General features: G+C 42.6%; 27 protein-coding genes. 17 read left to right on the top strand and 10 right to left on the bottom strand.

What is annotated here, in order from left to right; genetic code table 11:
* Positions 1 to 84 precede the first annotated feature (84 nt).
* A complete protein-coding gene (locus M3197_RS15070; RefSeq protein WP_251662415.1) occupies positions 85 to 1,356 on the top strand; it encodes an MFS transporter in 1,272 nt (423 codons plus the stop codon).
* Between the two features lie 366 nt (positions 1,357 to 1,722).
* Here the strand turns inward: M3197_RS15070 and M3197_RS15065 are convergent, their stop codons facing one another.
* Together M3197_RS15065 and M3197_RS15060 are read right to left on the bottom strand one after the other, a co-directional pair.
* Positions 1,723 to 1,869, bottom strand: coding sequence for a hypothetical protein (locus M3197_RS15065; protein WP_251662412.1), 147 nt, complete (start codon positions 1,867 to 1,869; stop codon positions 1,723 to 1,725).
* Between the two features lie 54 nt (positions 1,870 to 1,923).
* The gene (locus M3197_RS15060) at positions 1,924 to 2,127 is read right to left on the bottom strand and encodes a YheE family protein (RefSeq protein WP_251662410.1); all 204 of its coding nucleotides are present in this window, start codon (positions 2,125 to 2,127) and stop codon (positions 1,924 to 1,926) included.
* 71 nt (positions 2,128 to 2,198) lie between these two features.
* Between M3197_RS15060 and M3197_RS15055 the strand changes: the two genes are divergently transcribed.
* Positions 2,199 to 2,591 (top strand): ferritin-like domain-containing protein, encoded by a 393-nt coding sequence (locus tag M3197_RS15055; protein WP_251662408.1) that lies wholly within the window; start codon positions 2,199 to 2,201, stop codon positions 2,589 to 2,591.
* Positions 2,592 to 2,886: 295 nt separating this feature from the next.
* Here M3197_RS15055 and M3197_RS15050 read toward each other — a convergent pair whose 3' ends face one another.
* Positions 2,887 to 3,675 (bottom strand): ABC transporter substrate-binding protein, encoded by a 789-nt coding sequence (locus tag M3197_RS15050; RefSeq protein ID WP_251662406.1) that lies wholly within the window; start codon positions 3,673 to 3,675, stop codon positions 2,887 to 2,889.
* Positions 3,676 to 3,806: 131 nt separating this feature from the next.
* On the opposite strand from M3197_RS15050, the gene M3197_RS15045 reads away from it, so the two are divergent.
* The 5 genes from M3197_RS15045 (at position 3,807) to M3197_RS15025 (ending at position 8,789) form a co-directional block, all read left to right on the top strand.
* Positions 3,807 to 4,988 (top strand): DUF445 domain-containing protein, encoded by a 1,182-nt coding sequence (locus M3197_RS15045; protein ID WP_251662404.1) that lies wholly within the window; start codon positions 3,807 to 3,809, stop codon positions 4,986 to 4,988.
* Between the two features lie 12 nt (positions 4,989 to 5,000).
* Entirely contained in the window at positions 5,001 to 5,351 is a 351-nt protein-coding gene (locus M3197_RS15040) for a YlbF/YmcA family competence regulator (protein ID WP_025783116.1), read from the top strand.
* Positions 5,352 to 5,456: 105 nt separating this feature from the next.
* Positions 5,457 to 6,962 carry a coproporphyrinogen III oxidase gene (locus tag M3197_RS15035; protein WP_251662402.1) on the top strand — a complete coding sequence of 502 codons (1,506 nt, stop codon included), beginning with the start codon at positions 5,457 to 5,459 and terminating at the stop codon, positions 6,960 to 6,962.
* Between the two features lie 89 nt (positions 6,963 to 7,051).
* On the top strand, positions 7,052 to 7,831 hold the full coding sequence (locus tag M3197_RS15030) for an enoyl-CoA hydratase (RefSeq protein WP_251662400.1): 780 nt from the start codon (positions 7,052 to 7,054) through the stop codon (positions 7,829 to 7,831).
* Between the two features lie 139 nt (positions 7,832 to 7,970).
* A complete protein-coding gene (locus tag M3197_RS15025) occupies positions 7,971 to 8,789 on the top strand; it encodes an STAS domain-containing protein (RefSeq protein WP_251662398.1) in 819 nt (272 codons plus the stop codon).
* A 15-nt stretch (positions 8,790 to 8,804) separates the two neighbouring features.
* On the opposite strand, the gene mgsA is transcribed toward M3197_RS15025, so the two are convergent.
* Together mgsA and M3197_RS15015 are read right to left on the bottom strand one after the other, a co-directional pair.
* Positions 8,805 to 9,239: a methylglyoxal synthase gene (gene mgsA / locus M3197_RS15020; protein ID WP_125102915.1), complete on the bottom strand. Its 435-nt coding sequence runs from the start codon at positions 9,237 to 9,239 to the stop codon at positions 8,805 to 8,807.
* A gap of 56 nt (positions 9,240 to 9,295) precedes the next feature.
* Positions 9,296 to 9,487 (bottom strand): YhzD family protein, encoded by a 192-nt coding sequence (locus M3197_RS15015; RefSeq protein ID WP_285851406.1) that lies wholly within the window; start codon positions 9,485 to 9,487, stop codon positions 9,296 to 9,298.
* A 306-nt stretch (positions 9,488 to 9,793) separates the two neighbouring features.
* Here M3197_RS15015 and M3197_RS15010 point away from each other — a divergent pair, with 306 nt between their 5' ends.
* The 9 genes from M3197_RS15010 (at position 9,794) to M3197_RS14970 (ending at position 18,573) form a co-directional block, all read left to right on the top strand.
* On the top strand, positions 9,794 to 10,000 hold the full coding sequence (locus M3197_RS15010; protein ID WP_251662394.1) for a helix-turn-helix transcriptional regulator: 207 nt from the start codon (positions 9,794 to 9,796) through the stop codon (positions 9,998 to 10,000).
* Positions 10,001 to 10,015: 15 nt separating this feature from the next.
* Positions 10,016 to 10,315: a DUF2178 domain-containing protein gene (locus tag M3197_RS15005; RefSeq protein WP_251662391.1), complete on the top strand. Its 300-nt coding sequence runs from the start codon at positions 10,016 to 10,018 to the stop codon at positions 10,313 to 10,315.
* Positions 10,316 to 10,414: 99 nt separating this feature from the next.
* A complete protein-coding gene (locus M3197_RS15000; RefSeq protein ID WP_251662389.1) occupies positions 10,415 to 11,314 on the top strand; it encodes an ABC transporter ATP-binding protein in 900 nt (299 codons plus the stop codon).
* On the top strand, positions 11,307 to 12,563 hold the full coding sequence (locus M3197_RS14995; protein WP_251662387.1) for an ABC transporter permease: 1,257 nt from the start codon (positions 11,307 to 11,309) through the stop codon (positions 12,561 to 12,563). Before M3197_RS15000 ends, M3197_RS14995 begins: the two co-directional genes overlap by 8 nt.
* A gap of 158 nt (positions 12,564 to 12,721) precedes the next feature.
* Positions 12,722 to 13,933 carry a metallophosphoesterase family protein gene (locus M3197_RS14990; protein WP_251662386.1) on the top strand — a complete coding sequence of 404 codons (1,212 nt, stop codon included), beginning with the start codon at positions 12,722 to 12,724 and terminating at the stop codon, positions 13,931 to 13,933.
* Positions 13,934 to 13,945: 12 nt separating this feature from the next.
* A complete protein-coding gene (locus M3197_RS14985; RefSeq protein ID WP_251662384.1) occupies positions 13,946 to 16,846 on the top strand; it encodes an ATP-binding protein in 2,901 nt (966 codons plus the stop codon).
* The gene (gene yhaM, locus M3197_RS14980) at positions 16,843 to 17,781 is read left to right on the top strand and encodes a 3'-5' exoribonuclease YhaM (RefSeq protein ID WP_039042565.1); all 939 of its coding nucleotides are present in this window, start codon (positions 16,843 to 16,845) and stop codon (positions 17,779 to 17,781) included. Before M3197_RS14985 ends, yhaM begins: the two co-directional genes overlap by 4 nt.
* A 5-nt stretch (positions 17,782 to 17,786) precedes the next feature.
* Complete coding sequence (locus tag M3197_RS14975) at positions 17,787 to 18,095, top strand: hypothetical protein (RefSeq protein WP_251662382.1); 309 nt, start codon at positions 17,787 to 17,789, stop codon at positions 18,093 to 18,095.
* Positions 18,076 to 18,573, top strand: coding sequence for a hypothetical protein (locus M3197_RS14970; RefSeq protein ID WP_251662380.1), 498 nt, complete (start codon positions 18,076 to 18,078; stop codon positions 18,571 to 18,573). Before M3197_RS14975 ends, M3197_RS14970 begins: the two co-directional genes overlap by 20 nt.
* 257 nt (positions 18,574 to 18,830) lie before the next feature.
* On the opposite strand, the gene M3197_RS14965 is transcribed toward M3197_RS14970, so the two are convergent.
* Positions 18,831 to 19,760 carry a peptidylprolyl isomerase gene (locus tag M3197_RS14965; protein WP_251662378.1) on the bottom strand — a complete coding sequence of 310 codons (930 nt, stop codon included), beginning with the start codon at positions 19,758 to 19,760 and terminating at the stop codon, positions 18,831 to 18,833.
* A 144-nt stretch (positions 19,761 to 19,904) separates the two neighbouring features.
* Between M3197_RS14965 and M3197_RS14960 the strand changes: the two genes are divergently transcribed.
* Positions 19,905 to 20,006, top strand: coding sequence for a YjcZ family sporulation protein (locus M3197_RS14960; RefSeq protein ID WP_082003340.1), 102 nt, complete (start codon positions 19,905 to 19,907; stop codon positions 20,004 to 20,006).
* A 46-nt stretch (positions 20,007 to 20,052) separates the two neighbouring features.
* Here the strand turns inward: M3197_RS14960 and M3197_RS14955 are convergent, their stop codons facing one another.
* The 4 genes from M3197_RS14955 to M3197_RS14940 form a co-directional block, all read right to left on the bottom strand.
* Positions 20,053 to 20,244, bottom strand: coding sequence for a hypothetical protein (locus M3197_RS14955; protein ID WP_225217795.1), 192 nt, complete (start codon positions 20,242 to 20,244; stop codon positions 20,053 to 20,055).
* Positions 20,245 to 20,297: 53 nt separating this feature from the next.
* Positions 20,298 to 20,885, bottom strand: coding sequence for an HTH-type transcriptional regulator Hpr (locus M3197_RS14950; protein ID WP_251662376.1), 588 nt, complete (start codon positions 20,883 to 20,885; stop codon positions 20,298 to 20,300).
* Positions 20,886 to 21,040: 155 nt separating this feature from the next.
* On the bottom strand, positions 21,041 to 21,397 hold the full coding sequence (locus M3197_RS14945) for a YtxH domain-containing protein (RefSeq protein WP_251662375.1): 357 nt from the start codon (positions 21,395 to 21,397) through the stop codon (positions 21,041 to 21,043).
* A 77-nt stretch (positions 21,398 to 21,474) separates the two neighbouring features.
* Positions 21,475 to 21,906: an HIT family protein gene (locus tag M3197_RS14940; protein ID WP_251662456.1), complete on the bottom strand. Its 432-nt coding sequence runs from the start codon at positions 21,904 to 21,906 to the stop codon at positions 21,475 to 21,477.
* Positions 21,907 to 21,915: the final 9 nt, after the last annotated feature.

Below are 21,915 nucleotides of genomic sequence, written 5' to 3'. Positions count from 1 at the left end.
TAATTCGAAAAAAGATTGCGGACCTACTCGAAAAACCATATATTTAGAGTATCGAATATTTCGGATAGGAAAGTAGGTCATCTCTTGAACCTAATTCATGATTGGAGAAATACAATTTTATTGTATAATCGAAACGTAAAATTCTTTTTGTTCGCTAATGTCTTTATTCAAATCGGGCTTGGCGCTTTTATGGTTATGTATAACTTGTATATTCGTGAACTTGGCATGCCTGAAACTGTAAATGGAAAAGTGATTTCCATGACTGCACTAGCAACAGCTATCATGCTCGTTCCTGCTGGGTTTTTAAGCGACAAGTTTGGTCGGAAGTGGATGATTACAGGGGGAGCGGCCATTACAGTCGTCACTTTGTTTTGGAGAAGTGCAACAGTAATGGAGGAGCCCATTATATTTGTATCCTCCCTCACAGGAGTTTTCATGGCCTTTGTGCAAGTTTCTGGTATTCCATTCCTTGCTGAAAACTCAGCTCCGTCTGAAAGAGTCAAATTATTCAGCATCCAGTTTGCGCTCACTACTGTGTTTCAGGTGATTGGAAGTCTTGCAGGGGGTTTGTTAGCGGATGGGTTGCAACTGTTCTTCAATATGGGGGCTGTGGATGCAATCCGATGGTCGCTATACATCGGCGCCGGGGTATTTGCGCTAGGGCTTCCACCCTTGTTCGCCTTGAAAGACAAACCTGCCACTCCAGTACAAGTACGTGAAACAACTGCGAAGGAAATTGAAGTAACTTTGAAGGATCCTATGGACACAAGTTTTAAAAAGAACTTCATTCTCATTCTTCACTTTTCGTTCGCAGGATTGTTGATTGGAATCGGTTCCGGCCTCGTTGTTCCATATTTGAACTTGTATTTTGCCAATCGATTCAGTGCTTCCAACTCATATATAGGACTGATCCTATCGCTCGGATCTGCTATGACTGCAGTGGCTGTGCTTATAGGTCCTGTCCTTGTAAAAAAGGTGGGTAAAGTGAAAGCACTTATTCTTTTTCAATTGCTTTCAATCCCATTCTTATTACTTACAGGATTTACAAATTCATTAATGTTAGCGTCTGTTGGGTTTTTACTCCGGCAAGCGCTTATGAACGCGGGGAATCCGATACAAAGTGCTGTTGCGATGGAACTCGTCTCAGATAAGTATAGGGGACTCGCAAACTCGATGAACCAAACCGTTTTCCAACTAGGTTGGGCGTCCATGGCCCCAATTGCAACTGGACTCGTAGTAGCACGCGGTTTTTATTGGGGCTATGCCATCGCATTTAGTATTACAGCAGCGCTCTATGTGATTTCTTCGATTTATTACTATGTAGTGATTGGCAAACAAAAACTATCTGAGGACTAATTATGGTGGACACATTATTTAACATTCGTTAGCTAAAAGATTATCGTTGCTTGTAGTGGAAGGCTCGACTCCTGTGGGTATAGCATGAGCCTTGAGACCCCGCAGGAAGCAAAGCGACCGAGGAGGCTCAAGCCATGCCCGCCGGAAAGCGAGTCCTGTAACGAAAAGCAAAGGTTGAATGGAGTTCCTTTATTAATTCTTCTAAATAAATTTTATAATCCCCCTTGACTCGAGGTAAGAAAGCATCCGCCTGAAACGAAAGTCACCTCCGTTATATGGCTGATTTAATGAGAAAGAGGCTAGTCAAAAAGGTAGCAAATACCTTTTTGACTAACCTCTTACTATAGGTCATTATTAATCAGACCGCTACATGCGCTTAGGTTGTGTTTCCTTCCAAGCGTTTTGTTCATCAGTCATACGGCTTTTATCTTCAAATACATTTTCTGTTTTCTGGTTTTCTACTTGCAGTTGCTGCTTTTCTTTTTCCAACTGCTCAGGTGTTTTTTCCTTCATATACAGTCCCTCCAAAATTCGTTCATACAGAGAGTCTGTGCAAAAAAGAGATCGTTATTCATACACGTGAAAGGTCATAAGTTCGTGTACCATTTTTTTTACGGATTCTTCATCATTCGGTGCGGAGTTTGTCCACTTAATGGTTCCGTCAGGCATATAATCACCTGTAAATCGCTCAGAACCTAGCTGAAATGAAAACGTCCATCCAGGAAGTTGCCCGCCCTCAAACATGGGCCGTACTCGAAAATGCTGCAACATAACAATTCCCCCTTTCATGATTCAATTCACCTCTGCATATAGTTAAAGTAAACTATATAGGAGGGCGAGACGTGTTTGTCTCAAAACTAAAGCAAGCCATAGAAGATGAATACAAAGCCTATTTTTTTTACAAGTCTCTGCATGACCAATTAAAAGAACCGATGTGGAAAGATTTTGTACGCCATGCATATGAAGACGAGAAAAGTCATTACGAAATGTTTCAACAGCTCCATTATATGCTGACGGGTTCGTTTGTGCCTAATCCGAAACGTCCGATACCTTGTTATGATGCCAAACAGTGTGTGCAAAAAGCGCTTGTCGATGAATTGGAAGACATTGAAACGTATAAGGAAATGCTGTTGACCATTCCAATTGAAGAGGCATATAATCCTCTGTTCATCGCACTTCATGATGAAATGGAGCATGCAATCCGAATGTCCACAATCTACAATGCACTCTCTTGAACTGACAAAAACCACCCTTCGAAAAAATGCGGAAGGTGGTTTTTGTATGTATATGATGCTAAATGAATTCCTGAGGCCAATCAGAAATGCAAAGTTTGAGAGACAGCGTACTGTCAAAATGTCATTCGACAGAGTATCGATGGAGAGAGAAAAGTTCGTTACTAAAAGCCCTGTAAGAATTTCAGTTTCCATGATAAAAGTTATGTCGATAGGACAACTATAGCACTAAATTGGAGATGTGTAAATATGTTGCCTTGTAGTAATTAATGGGAAAATTAGAACTAATTTTTATTGTTTATAAAGAGGCTTTACTAAGCCATTCTTTGAAGTAAGACGTCGCTTCAAGCATCCTAGGACCGTACCAAAACATCTCCCCATCTATAGGTAAAATCGTAGCATGGGGCAACATTTCTTGAAATTCAGGAACATGTTTCTCTTTAAAGGGATAGGGTTCAGAAGCTAAAAGTACCAAGTCTGGATTGGCATACTTAAAATCATGAGTCGTAAGTTCTGGGTATCTTCCAGGTAATACACGGATTGGATTGGAAAAACCGAGTGTTTCAAGTAATGAATCGATATAGGTAGTACGGCCAGCTGCCATATAAGGCTTTTTCCAAATGACATACATCGCACTACCTGTGGTTAGCCCTTGTAGAGAATGGAACCCTTTTTGAATTTCAGCTATTAAGCTTTGGGCTTCCTTACGCCGATCGGTTACATCTCCCATGTCCTCAATCATCGTATACGCCTCTTCCACGCATTGTACTTCCGCTACGTAAACTGGGAGGTGGTGTTCAAGCGCTTCAACGATTTCTTTCGTATTTTCTTCTTTCTCGGCGATGATCAGGTCGGGCTTCAATTGTAAAATGGCATCTAGTTTTATATCCTTCGTACCAGCAACGGCCTTTACATCCAATACTGCTGGAGAGGGATGAATGCAAAAGCGGGTTCTTCCCACAATTTCCTCTTGTAAATCTAGTGCAAATAACGTGTCTGTAATGCCAGGACAAAGGGAAATGATTCGTTTCGGTGGATAGGTGTAAGTGACGGATCTTCCGAGTGCGTCGTGTACAGTTCGTTCCATAAAATCATCCTTTCTATCTTAGAAGCGCTTCTCTACTGTTCATCATACTGGATTTTCACATCAAATTCAGCCGATGGTTATACAGGACCGACAGCCTAATTAGTTGGTCAACCATCGTGTTCTGTTATAAGATGAAAGAAATCCAACAGGAAAAGGTGAAGCGATTGGAATTTTTATGGATTCTTTTGTTCATGGGACTCATCGGAGCAGTAATTGGAGGCTTCACGAACCACTTGGCTATCAAGATGTTATTTCGACCTCACGAAGCAAAATATATCGGCAGTTGGCGGGTTCCATTTACTCCCGGACTTATCCCGAAACGACGAGATGAACTTGCCGTACAGTTAGGACGAACTGTAACAAATTATTTACTGACACCAGATACATTTCGTAAGCGGCTATTGACACCTGAAATGGCAGCCAAAGCAGAACAATTCGTTCAAAGTCGATTGGAGAAAGAAGTCTTTAAATCGGATCGAACGATTGCAGAATGGCTTGAACTTGCAGGGGTTTCTGATTTGGATCTTGTTTTAGAGCAAAAAACTACTACGCTTATTGACACTCGTCTTAAGACAGCAAAACATGCAATTTTATCGGGAACTGTAGAAGAAAAGGTTCCAGAAAAATGGCTGTTGGAAGCAGAAACACATATTCCGACAGTGACTTCATATGTGTTGAATAGAGCGGACCAGTTCGTGGATTCGTATGAAGGGAAAGTGATGTTTCAGCGATTAATAGCAGATTTCCTGGAGTCAAAAGGGACACTAGGCGGAATGGTCAATATGTTTTTCGGGGACTCGAACTCGCTCGTTGAAAAGGTCCAACGGGAAGCAAAGAAATTTATCGCTGCACCTGGGACCACACAACTTATTGAGACGATGCTCACAAAAGAATGGGCAAAATTAAAGCAGAGACCTATGGAAGAGTTAGTAGGCGGATTTGACTGGGATGGGCTTAGCATCACGTTGCGGAACTACTTGCTCAAGGAATTGGATGTTTCAAATCGACTTGCGCAGCCGATTCACTATTACTGGTCTACTGGTGCTTCGTGGACTGCCACAAACTTAACACCTAAAGTCATCGAGTTTGCATTCACACAAGCTGAGATTCAATTGGAACAATCCTTAAAAAAGTTGAAGCTAGACCAAATTGTGAAAGAACAAGTAGACACATTCCCGGTTTCTGTACTTGAGGATCTTGTATTAGGGATTTCAAAACGTGAGTTTAAAATGATAACCGTCCTTGGCGCACTATTAGGTGGTATGATTGGAATTGTGCAAGGACTCATTGTATACTTTACAAATCTTACTTAGGGGGAATTTTACATGGCAGTCAATATTTATGATGACATTAATAAGTTGGAAACATCTCTTCGCACGACAGATGAATTTTTAGCGGTTAAAGAGGCGATTGAAAATGTCAAAGCGGACCCTGAAGCACTGGAAATGTTCCGCAATTTCCGTGAAATTCAAGTGACGTTGCAGCAGAAACAAATGGCCGGAGAAGAAATTTTGCCAGACGAACTGGAGCATGCTCAAAAGACTGCTCAACTTTCACAACAAAATCCGAAAATCATGTCCATGTTAGAAGCTGAAATGAGATTGAGCGGAGTCATCGAAGAAATCAACCGGATTTTGATGAAACCTGTTCAAGAATTATACGAGACAATGAATTGACACCAAAACCAGCCCAATGTGGCTGGTTTTTTCTTTTCGTGATTTGCTATACTGAGTATCACAGACAATCGGATCATTTAGATCCATGAGAAAGTTGGGCTAGCTATGCAAACGATCGCACTACATGGCGATTTTAAAGAGGACTGGGTAAGGATGTTCATCCACCTTTCCAATCTGTTTTTCGAAGAAACAAAAATTGTTAAAAAAGATGAAATGGGAGAGCTCAATCTGCACTTCCAAGAGAGGCAAGAAGGAGACAGACTCATTGTAACAGCAGAGCTTACGGTTCAAGGAAAAACTTATCATGCAGAATTCGCAGAAAGCGCTGAAGGCGGGAATGAGAAAGAACAGAACCGACAATGGAAACGGCTCTACTCACATGTCTTATTGGAAGTTCTGGAATCCTTCACAGGCATGGTGCAAGAGTGGGGGATATTGACGGGGATTCGTCCGACGAAGCTGTACCATAAGTATCGACAGGAAGGTCATAACGCGCGTGATGTAAAGCAATTGTTAATGGATAAACACCGTGTGTCCGAACGAAAAGTGAACTTGCTCGAGACCATCACCGACATTCAATTGAAAGCTGTACCGGATCTTTACAAAGTTCAAGAAGAAGTGAGCATCTATATCGGAATTCCGTTTTGTCCGACAAAGTGTGCCTATTGTACGTTTCCTGCATACGCAATCCATCGAAAAAGCGGTCGTGTAGAGACATTTTTAGATGGGCTACATGAAGAAATTCGACAACTTGGAGAATGGCTTACTGAACGGAATGTCAAAGTGACGACAATCTATTTTGGCGGTGGTACCCCAACTTCGATTGAAGCGGAAGAAATGGATGCCCTGTATCAAGTTATGATCGACTCCTTCCCGTTCATGAAACAAGTACGGGAAGTAACGGTGGAAGCAGGACGACCGGATACGATTACTCCTGCTAAAATCGAGGTTCTAAAAAAGTTTGGTATCGACAGGATTAGTGTGAATCCTCAATCGTATACAGACGAAACGTTGAAGGCGATTGGTCGACATCATACAGTACAAGAAACCATCGACAAATTTAAGCTGTCTCGTTCCATGGGGATGAACAACATTAACATGGATCTTATCATCGGTTTACCAAACGAAGGTATTGAAGAGTTCAATCATTCCCTTCAGGAAACCGAAAAGCTTCAGCCTGAATCGTTAACAATCCACACGCTATCGTTTAAACGTGCTTCTGAAATGACACGGAACAAAAAGAAATACGAAGTGGCTGATCGCCCGACGGCTGAGCAAATGATGAAGCTTGGCGAACAGTGGACAGAAGCAAACGGATATGTCCCCTATTATCTATATCGCCAGAAAAACATACTTGGGAATCTGGAGAACGTAGGGTATTCAAAACCAGGCGAAGAAAGCATCTATAATATTATGATCATGGAAGAAGTACAGTCCATTATCGGTATTGGGTGCGGTGCTTCTAGTAAGTTCCGAGATCCTAAAACTGGTCGGATCACTCAATTCCACAACCCAAAAGACCCAGCAGCCTATATTTTGTCATACCAAGAATCGATTGAAAAAAAGTTAGAGTTGCTGGATGAAATCTTTCCACAACCCGTTTCAAAATAAAGGACTTTACCTCTTTACCTCGAATTAGATAATGAATGACTGTTCATTTTTATTGCTAGTCAATTCAAAAAGGGAAAAGGGGAATTATCATGTATCAAACAATAGAACTTGCAAAAGATAACCGGATTGCGACGCTTACACTAAATCGTCCGAGTTCGATGAATGCGATGGACGATGTGATGATGAGGGAATTAGCGGACGCTTTTGAAGAGTTACAGTCTGATCATGGAATACAGGTAGTACTCATCAAAGGAGCAGGTCGAACGTTTTCAGCAGGTGGAGATATTAAAAAAATGATTGATCCCGAGTCACCGATGGATATGGGTGATGTCATGCAGCACATCACACGCCTTGCGAAGACGCTTTACTTGCTGCCACAAATCACAATCGCTGCCATTCACGGTTCTGCTGCTGGACTTGGTTTCAGTCTAGCACTTGGCTGCGACATTCTCGTTGCTGAGGAAGACAGTAAACTGGCAATGAACTTTATCGGAATCGGTCTCGTGCCAGATGGCGGAGGACATTTCTTCTTAAAAGAACGTATTGGTACCACAAATGCGAAGAAAATGATTTGGGGTGGAGAGGTCATCGATGGGAAGACAGCAAAAGCAGCAGGTCTTGTCGATGAACTGATTCCAAAAGGACAAGCGGAAATGGCCGCAACTCAGCTTGCCAATGGCTTGCTCAGATCACCGATTTCTGCAATGATTGCCTCTAAAAGAATTTTGCATGAAAGTAAGCGCACAGAGCTTGAGCAAGTGCTTCAGTTGGAAAGTGAATCTCAAGTGGCGATGCGAAACACGGCAGATCATTTAGAAGGCATTCGTGCATTTGTGGAAAAACGACAACCCGTCTTCTCAGGGAACTAATGAAACAAAACCGGCATCTTACGTAGAAGACTGCCGGTTTTACTTTTGCGTAAAACTCTTGTAAAAGGTTTCAATATGTAGAAATAGGGAACTAATATCAATGTTTGTATATATTTAAGTCAGTGAAGGAGGCAGTAGCATGTCTAATGACCAAGTTAGTCCTAAAGTGAAACAGTTTATGATAGACAATAGGGATAATTTCGAGCGAGAACTTTTAATGCAGGCGGCAACCGTCAATGATAGAATTGAAGAAATTCTTCGTATCGGTAATATTGACTTAATCGAAAATGCTCATAAACTAGTTGCCTTTGTCATTGAAGCAAAGAAAGAGGAACTGGAGTCTTTTGCTAAAGTCGAAGGGGTTGCGTGGGCGAGACATGCTTTAACACTTGCGTTCAAACTGGAATGGGTTTCCGCAATTCGTCGTACGTTATGGGACTTTATACAAGAGTACATACAAGCGAAAACAATAAAGTTTAAATTGAATGAATTCTTTGCGCTTGAAAAGAAGATAAATTCACGATTAGATCATTTTTTAAATGAATTTTTCATTAGCTATTCATCCTACAAAGATCAGGAAATTAAAGCTCAAAAGAATCTTGTGGAAAACTTGTCCGTTCCGATTATCCCCATTACTCCAACAACCAGTATTTTGCCGCTAATTGGAATGCTCGACTATTATAGAACGACAGTCATCCAAGAAAAAGTATTGAATGAAATTAGTATTCATCACATACAAACGCTCATACTCGATTTATCGGGAATATCAGATATGGAACATGAAGTTATAGATAATTTAAGTAAAGTCATTGAAAGCACTAAACTGATGGGCTGTCAGACAGTCATCACGGGACTCCGGCCGGATGTCGTCCGAAAAATGGCGACGCTCGGTATTCGATTAGATGGTGACACCAAAACACTTGGTACACTGCAGCGGGCTATTAAAAACTATCTATGAATTAGCAAAAGACGCTTATCCGCGGTCAAAGCGGGCAAGCGTCTTTTGTTTGTATTTATTTACAGTATCCCGCCATTGAAAGTAGCCTTTTTCAATGGAGCGAATGAGCAGTTCAGCTGTCGCAATGTTCGTTGCAAGTGGAATGCCATATACGTCACAAAGACGTAACAGTGCACTGACATCTGGCTCATGAGGTTGTGCAGTCAATGGATCTCTGAAAAAAAGAATGAGATCTAACTCTCCAGTGGCAATCATTGCCCCAATTTGCTGATCTCCACCAAGTGGTCCAGAATTCATACGATTTACTTGTAGGTTAGTTTCTTCCATAATTCTTTTTCCGGTAGTACCCGTAGCGTAAAGTGTATAGTTTTCAAATATCGATTCATAGGCAATCGTGAAATTTACCATCTCGTCTTTTTTTTCATCGTGGGCAATTAAAGCAATTTTCATGGAATGCGCCTCCTAACTGATTGTTTACAGAATAGCACATTGTATCGAATAACGCTTTAAACATGAAACAACAATAATTTACCTGCAGGTGAAGCGAGACGATGGGTTTGATCGAGCAAGTTTTGCTCTTCCAGTAACGATTGCCCTTTCACTTTCGCTGCTTCATCTGTATCTGCAGTAAAGGTTTCATCTGCAATCATTTTTCCGTTTTTTTCATACGCCGTCAATTTATACGTCCTCACAATCATCCACTCCTATCCTTTTTCTCTAGTATACACGTTTCCTACCATAAATGAATAGTGATTCATTACTGAAGGAATGCCTAGTTCAACGAATAGAGATTAGGTTGCATACTAAAGTGATGGTTAAGACAGTGCGAGTTTAAAGTAATCACTTTTAGATACACACTGTCTTTTCTAACTACCACGCAAATAGAATGTAAATGTTGCTTGACATTCATTAGTTAGTAAAGTACGCTTTACGTAAAGGTACCTTTACTACGGAATGATATCCCTTTTATTACTTATAGATTGGGAAGAGAGGGGACCCCTTGAGTGAAAAACTTGATAAGAGAGATCCGAATGGAAATGGGTCTAACGCAAGATGAACTTTCTGAAAGTTTGGAAGTATCTCGTCAGACGATTATCTCTTTAGAAAAAGGTAGGTACAATCCATCGCTTATCTTAGCGTTTAAGATTTCTAAGTTGTTCAATCGCCCCATAGAAAAGATTTTTAATCCAGATGAAACGGAAGAACAGTAGAAAGGGGGGAGTTGAGTGGATTGGTTTTCAACCGCTTCTGGTTTCATTGTAGGTTTCGGAGTCGTTTCAATTATTGCTTTGATTTATTGGCGAAAAGGTAAAAAAAGTCGATTATTTGATGAACGATATGAAAAAGTTCATGTTAAAGCAAGAACGGTATCATGGATTACTTTCATTGGACTGTCTTATCTCCTCTCAATAGTAGCTTTAATCGTAGAGGGATGGACGCTCGCATCTATGTTATTAGCAAGTTTGTATGCTGTTGGAATCACTACCTATTTTGTAGCAGTTCTTATCTATAACAGAAAACTATAAGATAAGTAGTGAAATAGTCAGAGGGATTGCGAAAAATTGAAACGAATCGGGTTCGTTAATCGTAATCTTTAATATAGAGAAATAAGGGGGAGTATAACCATGGCATTACAAATTGAACACGTGACAAAGCGATTCGGTGATTTCACAGCTGTGAATGACCTTTCGTTAACAGTTGGAGAAGGAGCGATGTATGGTTTTTTAGGGGCGAACGGTGCAGGCAAAACAACGACATTTCGAATGATTCTCGGACTGCTGACACCGAACGAAGGAACTATTACTTGGAATGGAAAACCAATCTCTTATACGACGAGCCCTCATATTGGCTATCTACCTGAGGAGCGCGGACTTTATCCAAAAATGAAAGTCGAAGAACAATTGCTCTTTTTAGCGGAGCTCCGAGGCATGAAACGTTCCGATGCAAAGCGGGAAATTGGCGGTTGGCTCGATCGTTTTGAAGTGCCGCAGTATTTGAACAAAAAAGTAGAGGAACTGTCAAAAGGGAATCAGCAGAAAATCCAAGTGATTGCAGCTCTTTTACATAAGCCGAAACTAATTATTTTGGATGAACCTTTCTCTGGCCTAGACCCGGTAAACGTTGAAATGTTAAAAAAGGCGATTCTGGATATTAGAAATAGCGGAGCAACAATTGTTTTTTCCAGTCATCGGATGGATCATGTTGAAGAATTGTGTGAGCAATTCAGCATAATTGACCACGGAAAGCAAATTGTCAGTGGGACATTGAAAGAAGTGAAACGCTCATTGGGGAAACAAAATGTGCGAATCCGTTCAGATTATAAACTGGATGCACTTGCTGGGCTTCCAGGCGTGAACTCTGTAAAGCCGACGATCGAAGGAGCAGTCTATCAAGTGGATTCTGACGAAACGGCAGAGCTACTTCTGACGGAGGCATTAAAGGCTGGACCTGTCCGTCAATTTGAAATCGAAGAACCGACACTTCAAGATATCTTCATTGCAAAGGTGGGGAAGGAACATGCGTGAATTCTGGATCATATTTAAACAAGCATTTATGACGAAAGCGAAAACGAAGTCATTTGTCATAACAACAGTACTAGTGGTAGCGGGAATCTTTTTACTCTCGAACTTACCAAGAATTCTCGATTCAATTGATGGGATTGGTGGCGACGAGCCCACAACACTGAAAGTGATCGACGCAAGTGGGCAACTTAAGGATCCACTCGCAGCAGTCCTCCAATCGAACGAGTCCGATATTACGGTAGAGGCGACAGAGGAAAGTGAAAAAGAGCTTGAGAAACAAGTACGTTCAGAAGACATTGACTCGTTTTTAACACTCTCTTTGGATGAAACCAACACAATCCAGGCGAAGTATACGACTCTCAGTAGCATAGAAACGAGTCTGCCGGAAACGTTGCGTAATGCACTGCAAACCGTACAGGCAGGAGTCAAAGCGGATGAACTTTCCTTGTCCAGTGAACAAGTAGATTCTCTTTTTACACAAGTAAACTTTGAAAAGAATAATATTTCTGCTTCAGCAAAATCTGAAGATGAGTTGAATCAGGCACGTATCTTAGTGTATGTCCTCATGTTTGTCATCTATTTTGCTGTCATCCTTTACTCAGGAATGATTGCAACCGAAGTCGCAACGGAAAAATCATCCCGCGTGATGGAAATTCTGATCTCCAGTGTATCTCCAGTAAAGCATATGTTTGCTAAAGTACTCGGTATCGGAACACTAGGTATTGTTCAGATCTTGCTTTACGGAATTGCAGGCTTCATCGCTTTTAAAACTTCTCCCTCAGAAGCAACAGAGGGAATCGGCAGCTTCTTTAACGTTACAGACATTAATCCGATGACACTTGTATATGCAGTTGTGTTCTTCTTACTCGGATACTTCTTATACGCAACGCTAGCAGCTCTTTTAGGCTCTCTCGTAAGCCGAACGGAAGACGTCCAGCAAATGATTATGCCGATGACGCTTATGATTGTTGCAGCATTCATATTAGCTGCTTCAGGGTTAGGGAATCCTGAACTCGTTTATTTGAAGTACGCATCATTCTTCCCATTCTTCACACCGCTAGTGATGTTTTTACGCGTAGGCATGCTGGATCTACCGATGTGGGAACCCCTACTTGCGATTGTAATTATGCTTGTGACCATCTTTGTACTGGGATGGTTCGGAGCGCGTGTCTATCGTGGAGGCGTTCTAATGTACGGTCCATCTCGATCATTGAAGGATATTAAGAAAGCCATTCAGTTAGGAAAAGAATAAGACAATATGAATAATTGTATGCTCAAGCAGAGGAAGGTACGAATCCTCTGCTTTTTTGTGAAGTTTTTGCAAACGAAAACTCTTGATTGCTGTCGCGCAGTAACGGAAAATATGGTAAAATTAGAACAAATATTCGTTTTGGGAGGTGTCTACTATTCATGATTAAATTCCTACATACTGCGGACTTACATTTAGACAGTCCATTTAAAGGAATTACGGACATGCCGATATCTCGACTGACGGAACTTCGTGAAAGTACATTTGCAGCCTATGAAAAACTCATCCAGTATGCGGAGAAGACCAAACCGGATTTTGTTCTCATTGTAGGCGATATTTATGACGGTGAAGATCGGAGTTTGCGCGCACAAATGAGATTTGTCAAAGGACTCGAGCGTTTGCAGCAAGCTAGTATTCCGGTATTCATTTCCTATGGAAACCATGATCATCTGGGAGGTAAGTGGACACGATTTCAATTACCGGATAACGTGACAGTATTTGGTCCGGAAGTGGAAACTTCAGAACTTGTTGTCAGGGGGCTAAATATTCGGATCCATGGGTTCAGCTATAAGGAGCGTCACATTAAAGAAGCGATGATCGGACACTACCCGAAAGCGAATCGTGAACCAGGCACAGTTGACATTGGCATGCTTCATGGCAGTATCGCAGGGGAAGAAACGCATGCCGTCTATGCCCCATTTACAAAAGAAGCATTGATAGAAAAAGGCTATCATTATTGGGCGCTTGGACATATTCATAAACGGCAACTTTTACATAATGGACCCCCAATCGTCTATCCGGGAAACTTACAAGGACGACATCGCAACGAACAGGGAGTGAAAGGGTTTTACGAAGTGGAACTTGAGGAGAATGTTTCCTCACTCAACTTCGTTCCGACATCGGTTCTCGTGTTTGATGAAATCGAGATCGATTGTACGGAAATGGGGCTTGCCAATGAGTGGTTGACTGCCTGTCAGAATGCTGCAACTGAAGTCGTTGAGCGGAATGGCGCGAGTATGTTAAGTGTCAGAAACGTTCACATTGGCTCCGAGGCATCACAGCTATTCAGCGGTTCATCAGACGAAGAATGGCTAGAAGTTCTACGTGAATCAGCGGATCGTAATGCCTGGTTCTCTGAGCTCTTCTTTGAGTCGAAGCAAAAGAGTACGCTGTTGCCAGATTCTCCACTCGTTAGATCCGTGAAAGAGCAGATGGACAATTGGGATGAAGACGATTGGAAAACGGTGTTGCAAGACGTTTATCAGCATGCGCGCTCCGGACCCTATTTGTCTCCATTATCCAATGATATGAAAGAGGAATTGAGCAGAGAAGCAGGAAAACTCATTTCAAATGAGCTCTCGACATGGAAATAGAGGTGACGAGTAATGAAAATTGAGCGGTTAACAATCTATGGATTTGGCCGCCACAGCAATGTGACGATCGAGCTAGGGGATGGAGTCACTGTAATATACGGAGAGAATGAAGCAGGAAAAACGACGATCTACCAATTCATCCTGCAAGTATTGTTTGGATTTCCACCTAAAAACAACGCGTTGTTGCGCTATGAACCCAAAACCGGTTCAAGCTATGGTGGGAAAATTGTGATCAACGATAAAAAGTATGGTGTAGTTGAAGTCGAACGGATTCGTGGGAAATCTGCTGGAGACGTAACTGTACGCTTCGAAAATGGTACGACTGGCGGGCAAGCAGAACTTAACGATCTTTTACGTCAGTATGATCGTGCAGCCTTTGAGTCGGTCTTTTCGTTTTCCTTGTTTCAACTACAAGGTTTGGAGCAAATGGATTCCGATGAGCTAAGCCGTACATTACTATCGTCCGGTACAACCGGAATCGATTCGTTGCTTCAATTAGAAAAAAAGCTAGAGAAAGAAAAGGCGGAGCTGTTTAAAAAATCGGGCAAAAATCCTCAGATGAACGTACTTTTAAAGGAACTCCGTGAGTTAGAAGAGACACTGAAAACACAAAGAGCAAAAGTGGATGAATACGAACCCGCCGTGATTCGACTGGAAGAAGTGGAGAGGCAACTAATCGTGGAAAGGAGTAAGATGCAGAACTGCCAAGCAGAGTCAAAAAAGCTTGAGAGCGCTCTCTTACGTATCCCGATTATTGCAAACAGAAATCGGTTGCTTACTGAAATTCAGGAACTCGGTCAGAATGAGTTTCCTCCGAACGGCATACGTGATCAAGAAATGTTGGAAAGTAAAAAACTTGAAGCAGAAGCGATTCACACAAGGGCTTCATTTCAATTTCAAAATGTGAAGGATAAGCTGGAAAAAGAGGGGCAAAAAGATCGGGAAGTAGCAGTTGAAGCATTACTTGCGAAAGAATCGGATTGGCAAGTACTGCAACAGGAGCTTGTAAGCGCTAAGTCAGACATTATCCGGTTAACATCGGAGCGACAGCGACTACTTGGTTTACTCGGTGCATCAGAGTCTTCTGCAGTAGAGGCTCTTGTACAACTAGATAGTTCGTTCACTCAGGAGCAACGCTTTCAGGAATTAGTGGAATATGTAAAACGCGCAGAACGTGCTGTTCAATCCACTCAGTTGGAACTGCAACGTACCGAAGAGCTGAAGCGAAGAACTGTTCAGCAACTGGATAGACTGAACGCTGATGCGCCAACTCCTGAGGAACAAGCACAAGCAGCAAAGTGGCCGTCAGTACGAGCGCGTCTTTCTGAAGCGAAAGCGTACGTGTCTTTTGCTAGAAAAGAACAGGAACCATCATCTAAAGCAATGATATGGATCTTGCTCGCTGCGGCGATAGTAGTGGCTGGCTATGGGGTATTGCAGCAACAGTGGATCATCGCTGTACTAGGCGTAATTATTGCAGCAGTTAGTGGGTATGGGCTAATGCAAAAGCAGCAAGCTCCTTCGCAATCAGATGAACGCATGAAAGAAATGAGTGCACTTGTAAAAGCTTATGAAGGAAAAGAAGTGGCCTTTGAAGAACTGTGCAAGAGGACGAATGATTTTATCCGACAAGCAGAGCAGTTGAACCTGACAATTGATGGTCATGCGATGGACATAGATTCCCTTAGAAACAATTTAGCATCCCAGACTCAAGAAGAAATGAATGCCCGTAGACAGCTTACAGAAGAACTTCTCGTTTGTAGCTTGCCTGCTTCAACGGGAATTGAAGTGATTCCTGAGTTGTTCCGTTTGGTACGTCAGTTGCAAGAAACGGATAGATTCTTAGTGGAGCGATTGAATGATCGTCAGGAAACCTATGAAAAGGTTGAGCAACATCTTGAGTCTGCACGCACAGTGCTGGAGCGTGAAGTTCCAGAAGCAGACCTGTATACTTTAATTAGGCAAGAAGCACGAAAACTGCGTGATGCCTCCCTCTCAGCCGAAAATTATAAGCGTCAAGTGAAGGAACTATCAAGAACGCTGGAAGAGAAACAGCTTGAACTGCAGGCGTATCGAGAACAAGAGCAACAATTATTCGAGCTGGCAGGCGTTTCTGACAAACAATCATTCTACGATGCATATGATCGTTGGCAACATGTTCAAACTTTACAACTAAGTTTAAACGGATTGGATGATCAGTTGAAGACGCTTCATCATGCGGAGGAGTTTGGTGATGATGAAGGATGGATCCAACAACAACTTACCCTATCGGAAGAGCAGTTGTTAGCTGCAGAGCGTGCAATTTCGGAGTTGACAGAAGAACGTGCTGCTTTACTGCATAAAACGAAAGCACTTCTATCTGACGATGCCCATCTGCATACACAACAGCTTTATGAAAACAAAAAAGCGGAATTCAACTCCCTGGCAAAATCTTGGTCCAGTCGGCAAGTAGCGGCTGAAGCGATTCGTCAAACGATGGGAGAGTTGAAAGAGAAGAAGTTACCTGCCGTACTAACGCGTGCCAATGAGATGTATCATCATCTAACAGCTGGACAGTATGCGCAATTAGAGATTCATCCAGACGGACAGTTTCAAGCAATGCGCAAAGATGGTCAATCGTTTGCGATTGCGGAGTTGAGTCAAGCAACGAAAGAACAAGCGTATTTAGCGCTTCGACTATCGCTTGCGAGTGAGTTAGAGAATCAAGCTCCGTTTCCAATTATTATGGATGATCCGTTTGTCCATTTTGATGCAAAACGGCTTTCCTACATGACTGAACTCATAGCGAAATTGGCGTCAAATCATCAATTTATCGTATTTACATGCCATGAGACGCTAGCTCCTCAGTGGCCAGAAGCAAAAATTATTAATGTTTCCGAAATTGGAAACTCACCTAAAGGAGTTGCATTATGAAAAAACTATTAGATCATAAAGTAGGAGAACCGGTAGACTTATTTTTGTTCGTCAAACAATCCACAAAGGGTGTCACTCAGCAAGGTAGTCCATTCATGTCACTTGTACTACAAGACAAAAGTGGGGACCTGGAAGCAAAGCTTTGGGATACGGGAGAAGAGCAAGAGCGATTGTACCCTGCAGCTGCCATCGTACGCGTAGGAGGGGAAGTTCACGAGTATCGTGGGAAAAACCAGCTACGCATTAAGAGCATTCGCCCTGCGAAAGCTGATGAAGGGATTACAATGTCCGATCTCGTGCCTTCTGCTGAAAAAAGTAAAGAGGAATTGATGGATGAGTTAATGCAATTCTTCTTCGAGATGAAGAACCCCCAGATTCAACGGATTACCCGTCATTTGATCAAAAAGCATCAAGAAGCATTCATGATGTATCCTGCGGCAACACGGAATCACCACGATTATGTATCAGGATTACTCGATCATGTGGTTTCCATGTTGAAGCTAGCCAAAGCGGTGGCGGATCTGTATCCAACCTTGAACAAGGACTTATTGTACTCAGGTGTGATTTTGCATGATATCGGGAAAGTCATCGAATTATCCGGACCAGTTGCAGCTCATTACACAGTAGAAGGAAATTTGCTTGGACATATTAGCATCATGGTAACGGAAATTTCGAAAGCTGCTGATGAACTAGATGTATCAGGAGAAGAAGTGATGTTGCTGCAGCACATGGTGCTCTCCCATCACGGAAAAGAAGAGTGGGGCAGCCCGAAACGTCCTATGTTACCGGAAGCAGAAATGCTGCACTACATTGATAATATCGATGCCAAAATGAACATGCTGAACCGAGCGATGAGTAAAACTGAGCCAGGAGAGTTCTCAGAACGCATTTTCCCATTGGAGAACCGTTCATTCTACAAGCCAACATTTGAATGAAAACGATGAAAAGGAGCTTCCGCGGAAGCTCCTTTTTTGTTGTGGGGAAGCGTGTTGATGAATCTTTGAACGATCGGGTAGCCGTGTGGAACGAGCGGGTTGAGCGGAGAAACGGTCGGGTTGAGCCGAGAAAAGGTCGGGTAGCCCGGGAGAACGAGCGGGTAGTCCGTGGAAACGATCGGGTTGAGCCGAGAAACGATCGGGTAGCCCGTGGGAACGAGCGGGTGCAGTGGAGAAACGATCGGGTAGCCCGTGGGAACGATCGGGTTGAGCGGAGAAAAGGTCGGGTAGCCCGTGTGGAACGATCGGGTTGAGCGGAGAAACGATCGGGTAGTCCGTGGGAACGAGCGGGTTGAGCGGAGAAAAGGTCGGGTAGCCGGGGAGAACGATCGGGTGTGGTGGAGAAACGATCGGGTAGTCTGTGGGAACGAGCGGGTTGAGCGGAGAAACGATCGGGTAGCCGTGTGGAACGAGCGGGTTGAGTGGAGAAACGATCGGGTAGCCCGTGGGAACGAGCGGGTGCAGTGGAGAAACGGTCGGGTAGCCGGGGAGAACGATCGGGTTGAGCCGAGAAACGGTCGGGTAGCCGGGGAGAACGATCGGGTGCAGTGGAGAAACGGTCGGGTAGCCGGGGGGAACGAGGCGGTTGAGCGGAGAAACGATCGGGTAGTCCGTGGGAACGAGCGGGTTCAACCGAGAAACGAGCGGGTAGCCGTGCAGAACGATGGGGTTCAGTCGAACAACAATCGGGTTGCCACGGAAATCCTAACTCATCCACTTATCAATCCCTAAATGCGCAGCGAAGCGAAGCATACCAATTAGGTTCGGTTTTGAATGAGGGAAAAGATGGATTGGTCGCGAGCTTGGATACGAATTGGAGAGGAGGCTTGCCGCGGGACGGGAGGGGTCTATCGTGAAACGAGGAAGGCATATCAATCATGAAAAGTGAACTTTACTTACAAAAACTGCTCATTAATCTTGACACCCTCTATCAAAAAAAGCTGCATGACCCGTCAGAACCTCTGACAGGACATGCAGCATATTCAAAATTACTTCTCTTCGCCTTCAGTGTCAGCCGGCTCATCTGCACCGTCTTCTTTAGCTTCAGGCTTGCTTTGGTTAAACATATCCATTGCAGATTTCAAGTCTTTGTCTTTCACTTTTACGTCTGCATCTTTCATGAGCTTCGATACTTTGTCTACGATTGTGCTTGTATCGGCTTTGGCAAGTTTCAACTCTTGCTTCGCCTTTTCTTTGTCTGCTTTAGAAGGTTCTTTGTCATCAGCTTTACGCTTATCTTCTAACTTGATGATGTGGAATCCGTACTCAGATTGAACAGGTTCGCTGATTGTGCCTTTTTCCATTTCTACAGCAGCATCCCAGAATTCTGGAACCATTTTACCTTCACCAAACCATCCAAGCTCGCCACCAGACTCGTCAGCGCCTTCTTCAGTAGAGTATTCTTTAGCTAGTTTCGCGAAATCTTCACCAGCATCAGCTTTCTTCTTCACTTCTTTAGCCTTCTCTTCATCTGCAACCAAGATGTGGCTAGCTTTTAATTCTGTATTTTTTTGCTCTAAATATTTGTTAAGTTCATCGTCGCTTACTTTAATACCATCTGTAAGCGCAGCTTCTTGCAATTTGTTGAGCTTAATCGCTTTTTTGAAACCGTCTGCTGTTTGACCCTGTTGTGCGAGGTACTGATCGAAGTTGTCGCCAAGCTGTTTTTTGACATCATCGTATTCTGCCTGCACATCTTTGTCGGATACATCATATTTTGAATCGAGGACCTTTTCAATAACCATCATTTGCAGTGCTTGCTCACCAACAGAATCTTTCATCTCTTGGTAAAATTCACTCTTTGTTATATTTCCATCTTTGGATGTAACGATTGCTTCATCATCGGAAGCATTCCCTGAGCAAGCCGAGAGTGCAAGAACAGATGCTGCCAACGTGAACGATAGTACTGTTTTTTTCATAGTTTAGATACTCCTCTGTAAAAGTAATTAACAAGTGTCACTATAACATACAAACGAATCGAGTACAAAAAGGTTCCCACTATAATCGCCCAAACATTGAAAAGGGGTTCGCATAAGATACAAAAGAAGAGAGGGGGTGCTTCGATGAGTGGATATGCTGGAGGTACTGGAGCAGGATCTGGATTCGCACTGTTGGTTGTCCTGTTCATTCTATTGATCATTGTAGGCGCGGCTTACCTGTACTAAAACATGAAAAAAGTCCATCCCAATTACGGGGTGGACTTTTCGCTAGTTAGACCTTCAAAAAGACTTCAACGTAAAGCGACAACATTAAAATAGTAATCAGTACATTTACGGTTGCATATATTTTATTTTGCTTTTCTTCAGGAATTTCTCGTGATTCGCAGAGCGCGAACGTCATTTTGTTGATTTGGAACAAGTAGAATAGTGAAAAGAGAACAGTTATTATTAAAATCACGTGCATACCCCCTTTGGACATCTCATTCCATCATAGCAGACTGAGCAGAGATATGGGAATTATTTATCCTCACCAGATACGAGTTTTAATTGACTTGGCGTCGCTGTGAGGTGACCATTTTCTTCTTCAAAAGTCTGGCCAAGACTTTCAAATCCTTTTTCGAAAATTTCCATGAAATCATCTCCATACACATTACGGATGACGGACATGACTTCCAAAAACTCCGGGAACTTTCCATAAAGATTTTTTATCGGAAGTGACCCATCTAAGATTGAATGATCAGTGACAAAGTAATTTTCGGTCATTTCTTTAATTAAGTCTTCGCCTTTCTCTGTGACGAGGACATATGTATTCCGTCGGTCATCTTCCTTTTTGAAAAACTCTAAATACCCTCGTTGCTCCAGTTTTTTGGAAAAGTTGAATGCGGTAGATACATGCATGACTCCGAACTTTGCGATATCTGAGATGGTAGCTCCTTGTAGATGATATGCAATCCAAAGTATGTGATGTTCGTTAATATTCAAATCATAAGGTTTTATCCATTGTTGCCAGTCTTTTTCTACAGCTTTCCACAACGCTTTGGACATCTGCGCAAGACGTTGAGTGTAAATCATTGCTTCCTTAAAGGAATACTCTTGTTCGGACATGCAAGCACCTACTTTCAATTTTCTATAGATGTTTTCATTATAGCAGGAAAGCAACAAATAAAAAAGTTAGAATTGAAAAAATAATTGAAATCGTTTCAAATGCTACAAGACAATAAAAAAAACATCCCCAAAGTGAGGATGCTTTTCGAGTCTTATCAATTATTTTGTTGGGCAGCAACAGACCGTTCAAGTTCTTCAATTGCAGATTGGATTTCTAGAATTTCGCTCTCTAACCGGTTTCGCGATCCTTCATCCGCAGTGCGCCAACCGCCTACAGAATCTTTGACCCCTTCAATCGCAGGTTGAACATTTTCGTTAGCAAAATCAGAAACAGATTCTTTTAACTCGTTGACTCTACCTTTCACGTCTTTCAGCTTTGCCTTGATATCGGCAGATGCTGTTGCGACGGAAGTTCTCATTGCACTTCCGGACTGTGGAGTTGAGTAAAGAACTGTAATGGCAGCGGCAACTGACCCAACAGCCAGTCCTGCTAAAAATGTAGATGTTTTCATTTAAAGCTCACTCCTTCCTAGTTGGTTCATTTCCTTGTGATGATTAGTTAAAACATGATTGAATTTTAAATGGTACGTTACACGTTAGTTTGGAGAGTGTTTTTTATGTCTCCAGCAAGTTGTTGAATCCGTTCACTTGGGAACTCTTCAGTTTTCTGATCCCATGTTGGACGATACCCATCGGTTTCGTCGTATCTTGGGACGAAATGCAGATGGAAGTGGAAAACTGCTTGGCCGGCTGCTGCCCCGTTATTTTGGACAAGGTTCATACCCGCGGGTTTAAACGTATCCTTAATGGCGTTTGCAATTTTAGGAGCAACTGCAAACAGATGAGAAGCCTCATCAGAAGTCAGGTCATACACATTTTCCCTATGATTTTTAGGAATGAGGAGGACATGCCCTTTTGTTACTGGCATAATGTCCATGAAAGCAATTACGTGTTCATCTTCATACAAAATTTCTCCAGGGAGTTCCCCGGCTATGATTTTACAGAAAATACAAGAGGACATTTGTACACT

Source organism: Sporosarcina aquimarina (genome assembly GCF_023715615.1).
Lineage (GTDB): Bacteria > Bacillota > Bacilli > Bacillales_A > Planococcaceae > Sporosarcina > Sporosarcina aquimarina_A.
The sequence above is the reverse complement of the archived record's forward strand: the minus strand, read 5'-3'. Positions and strand labels throughout refer to the sequence as shown.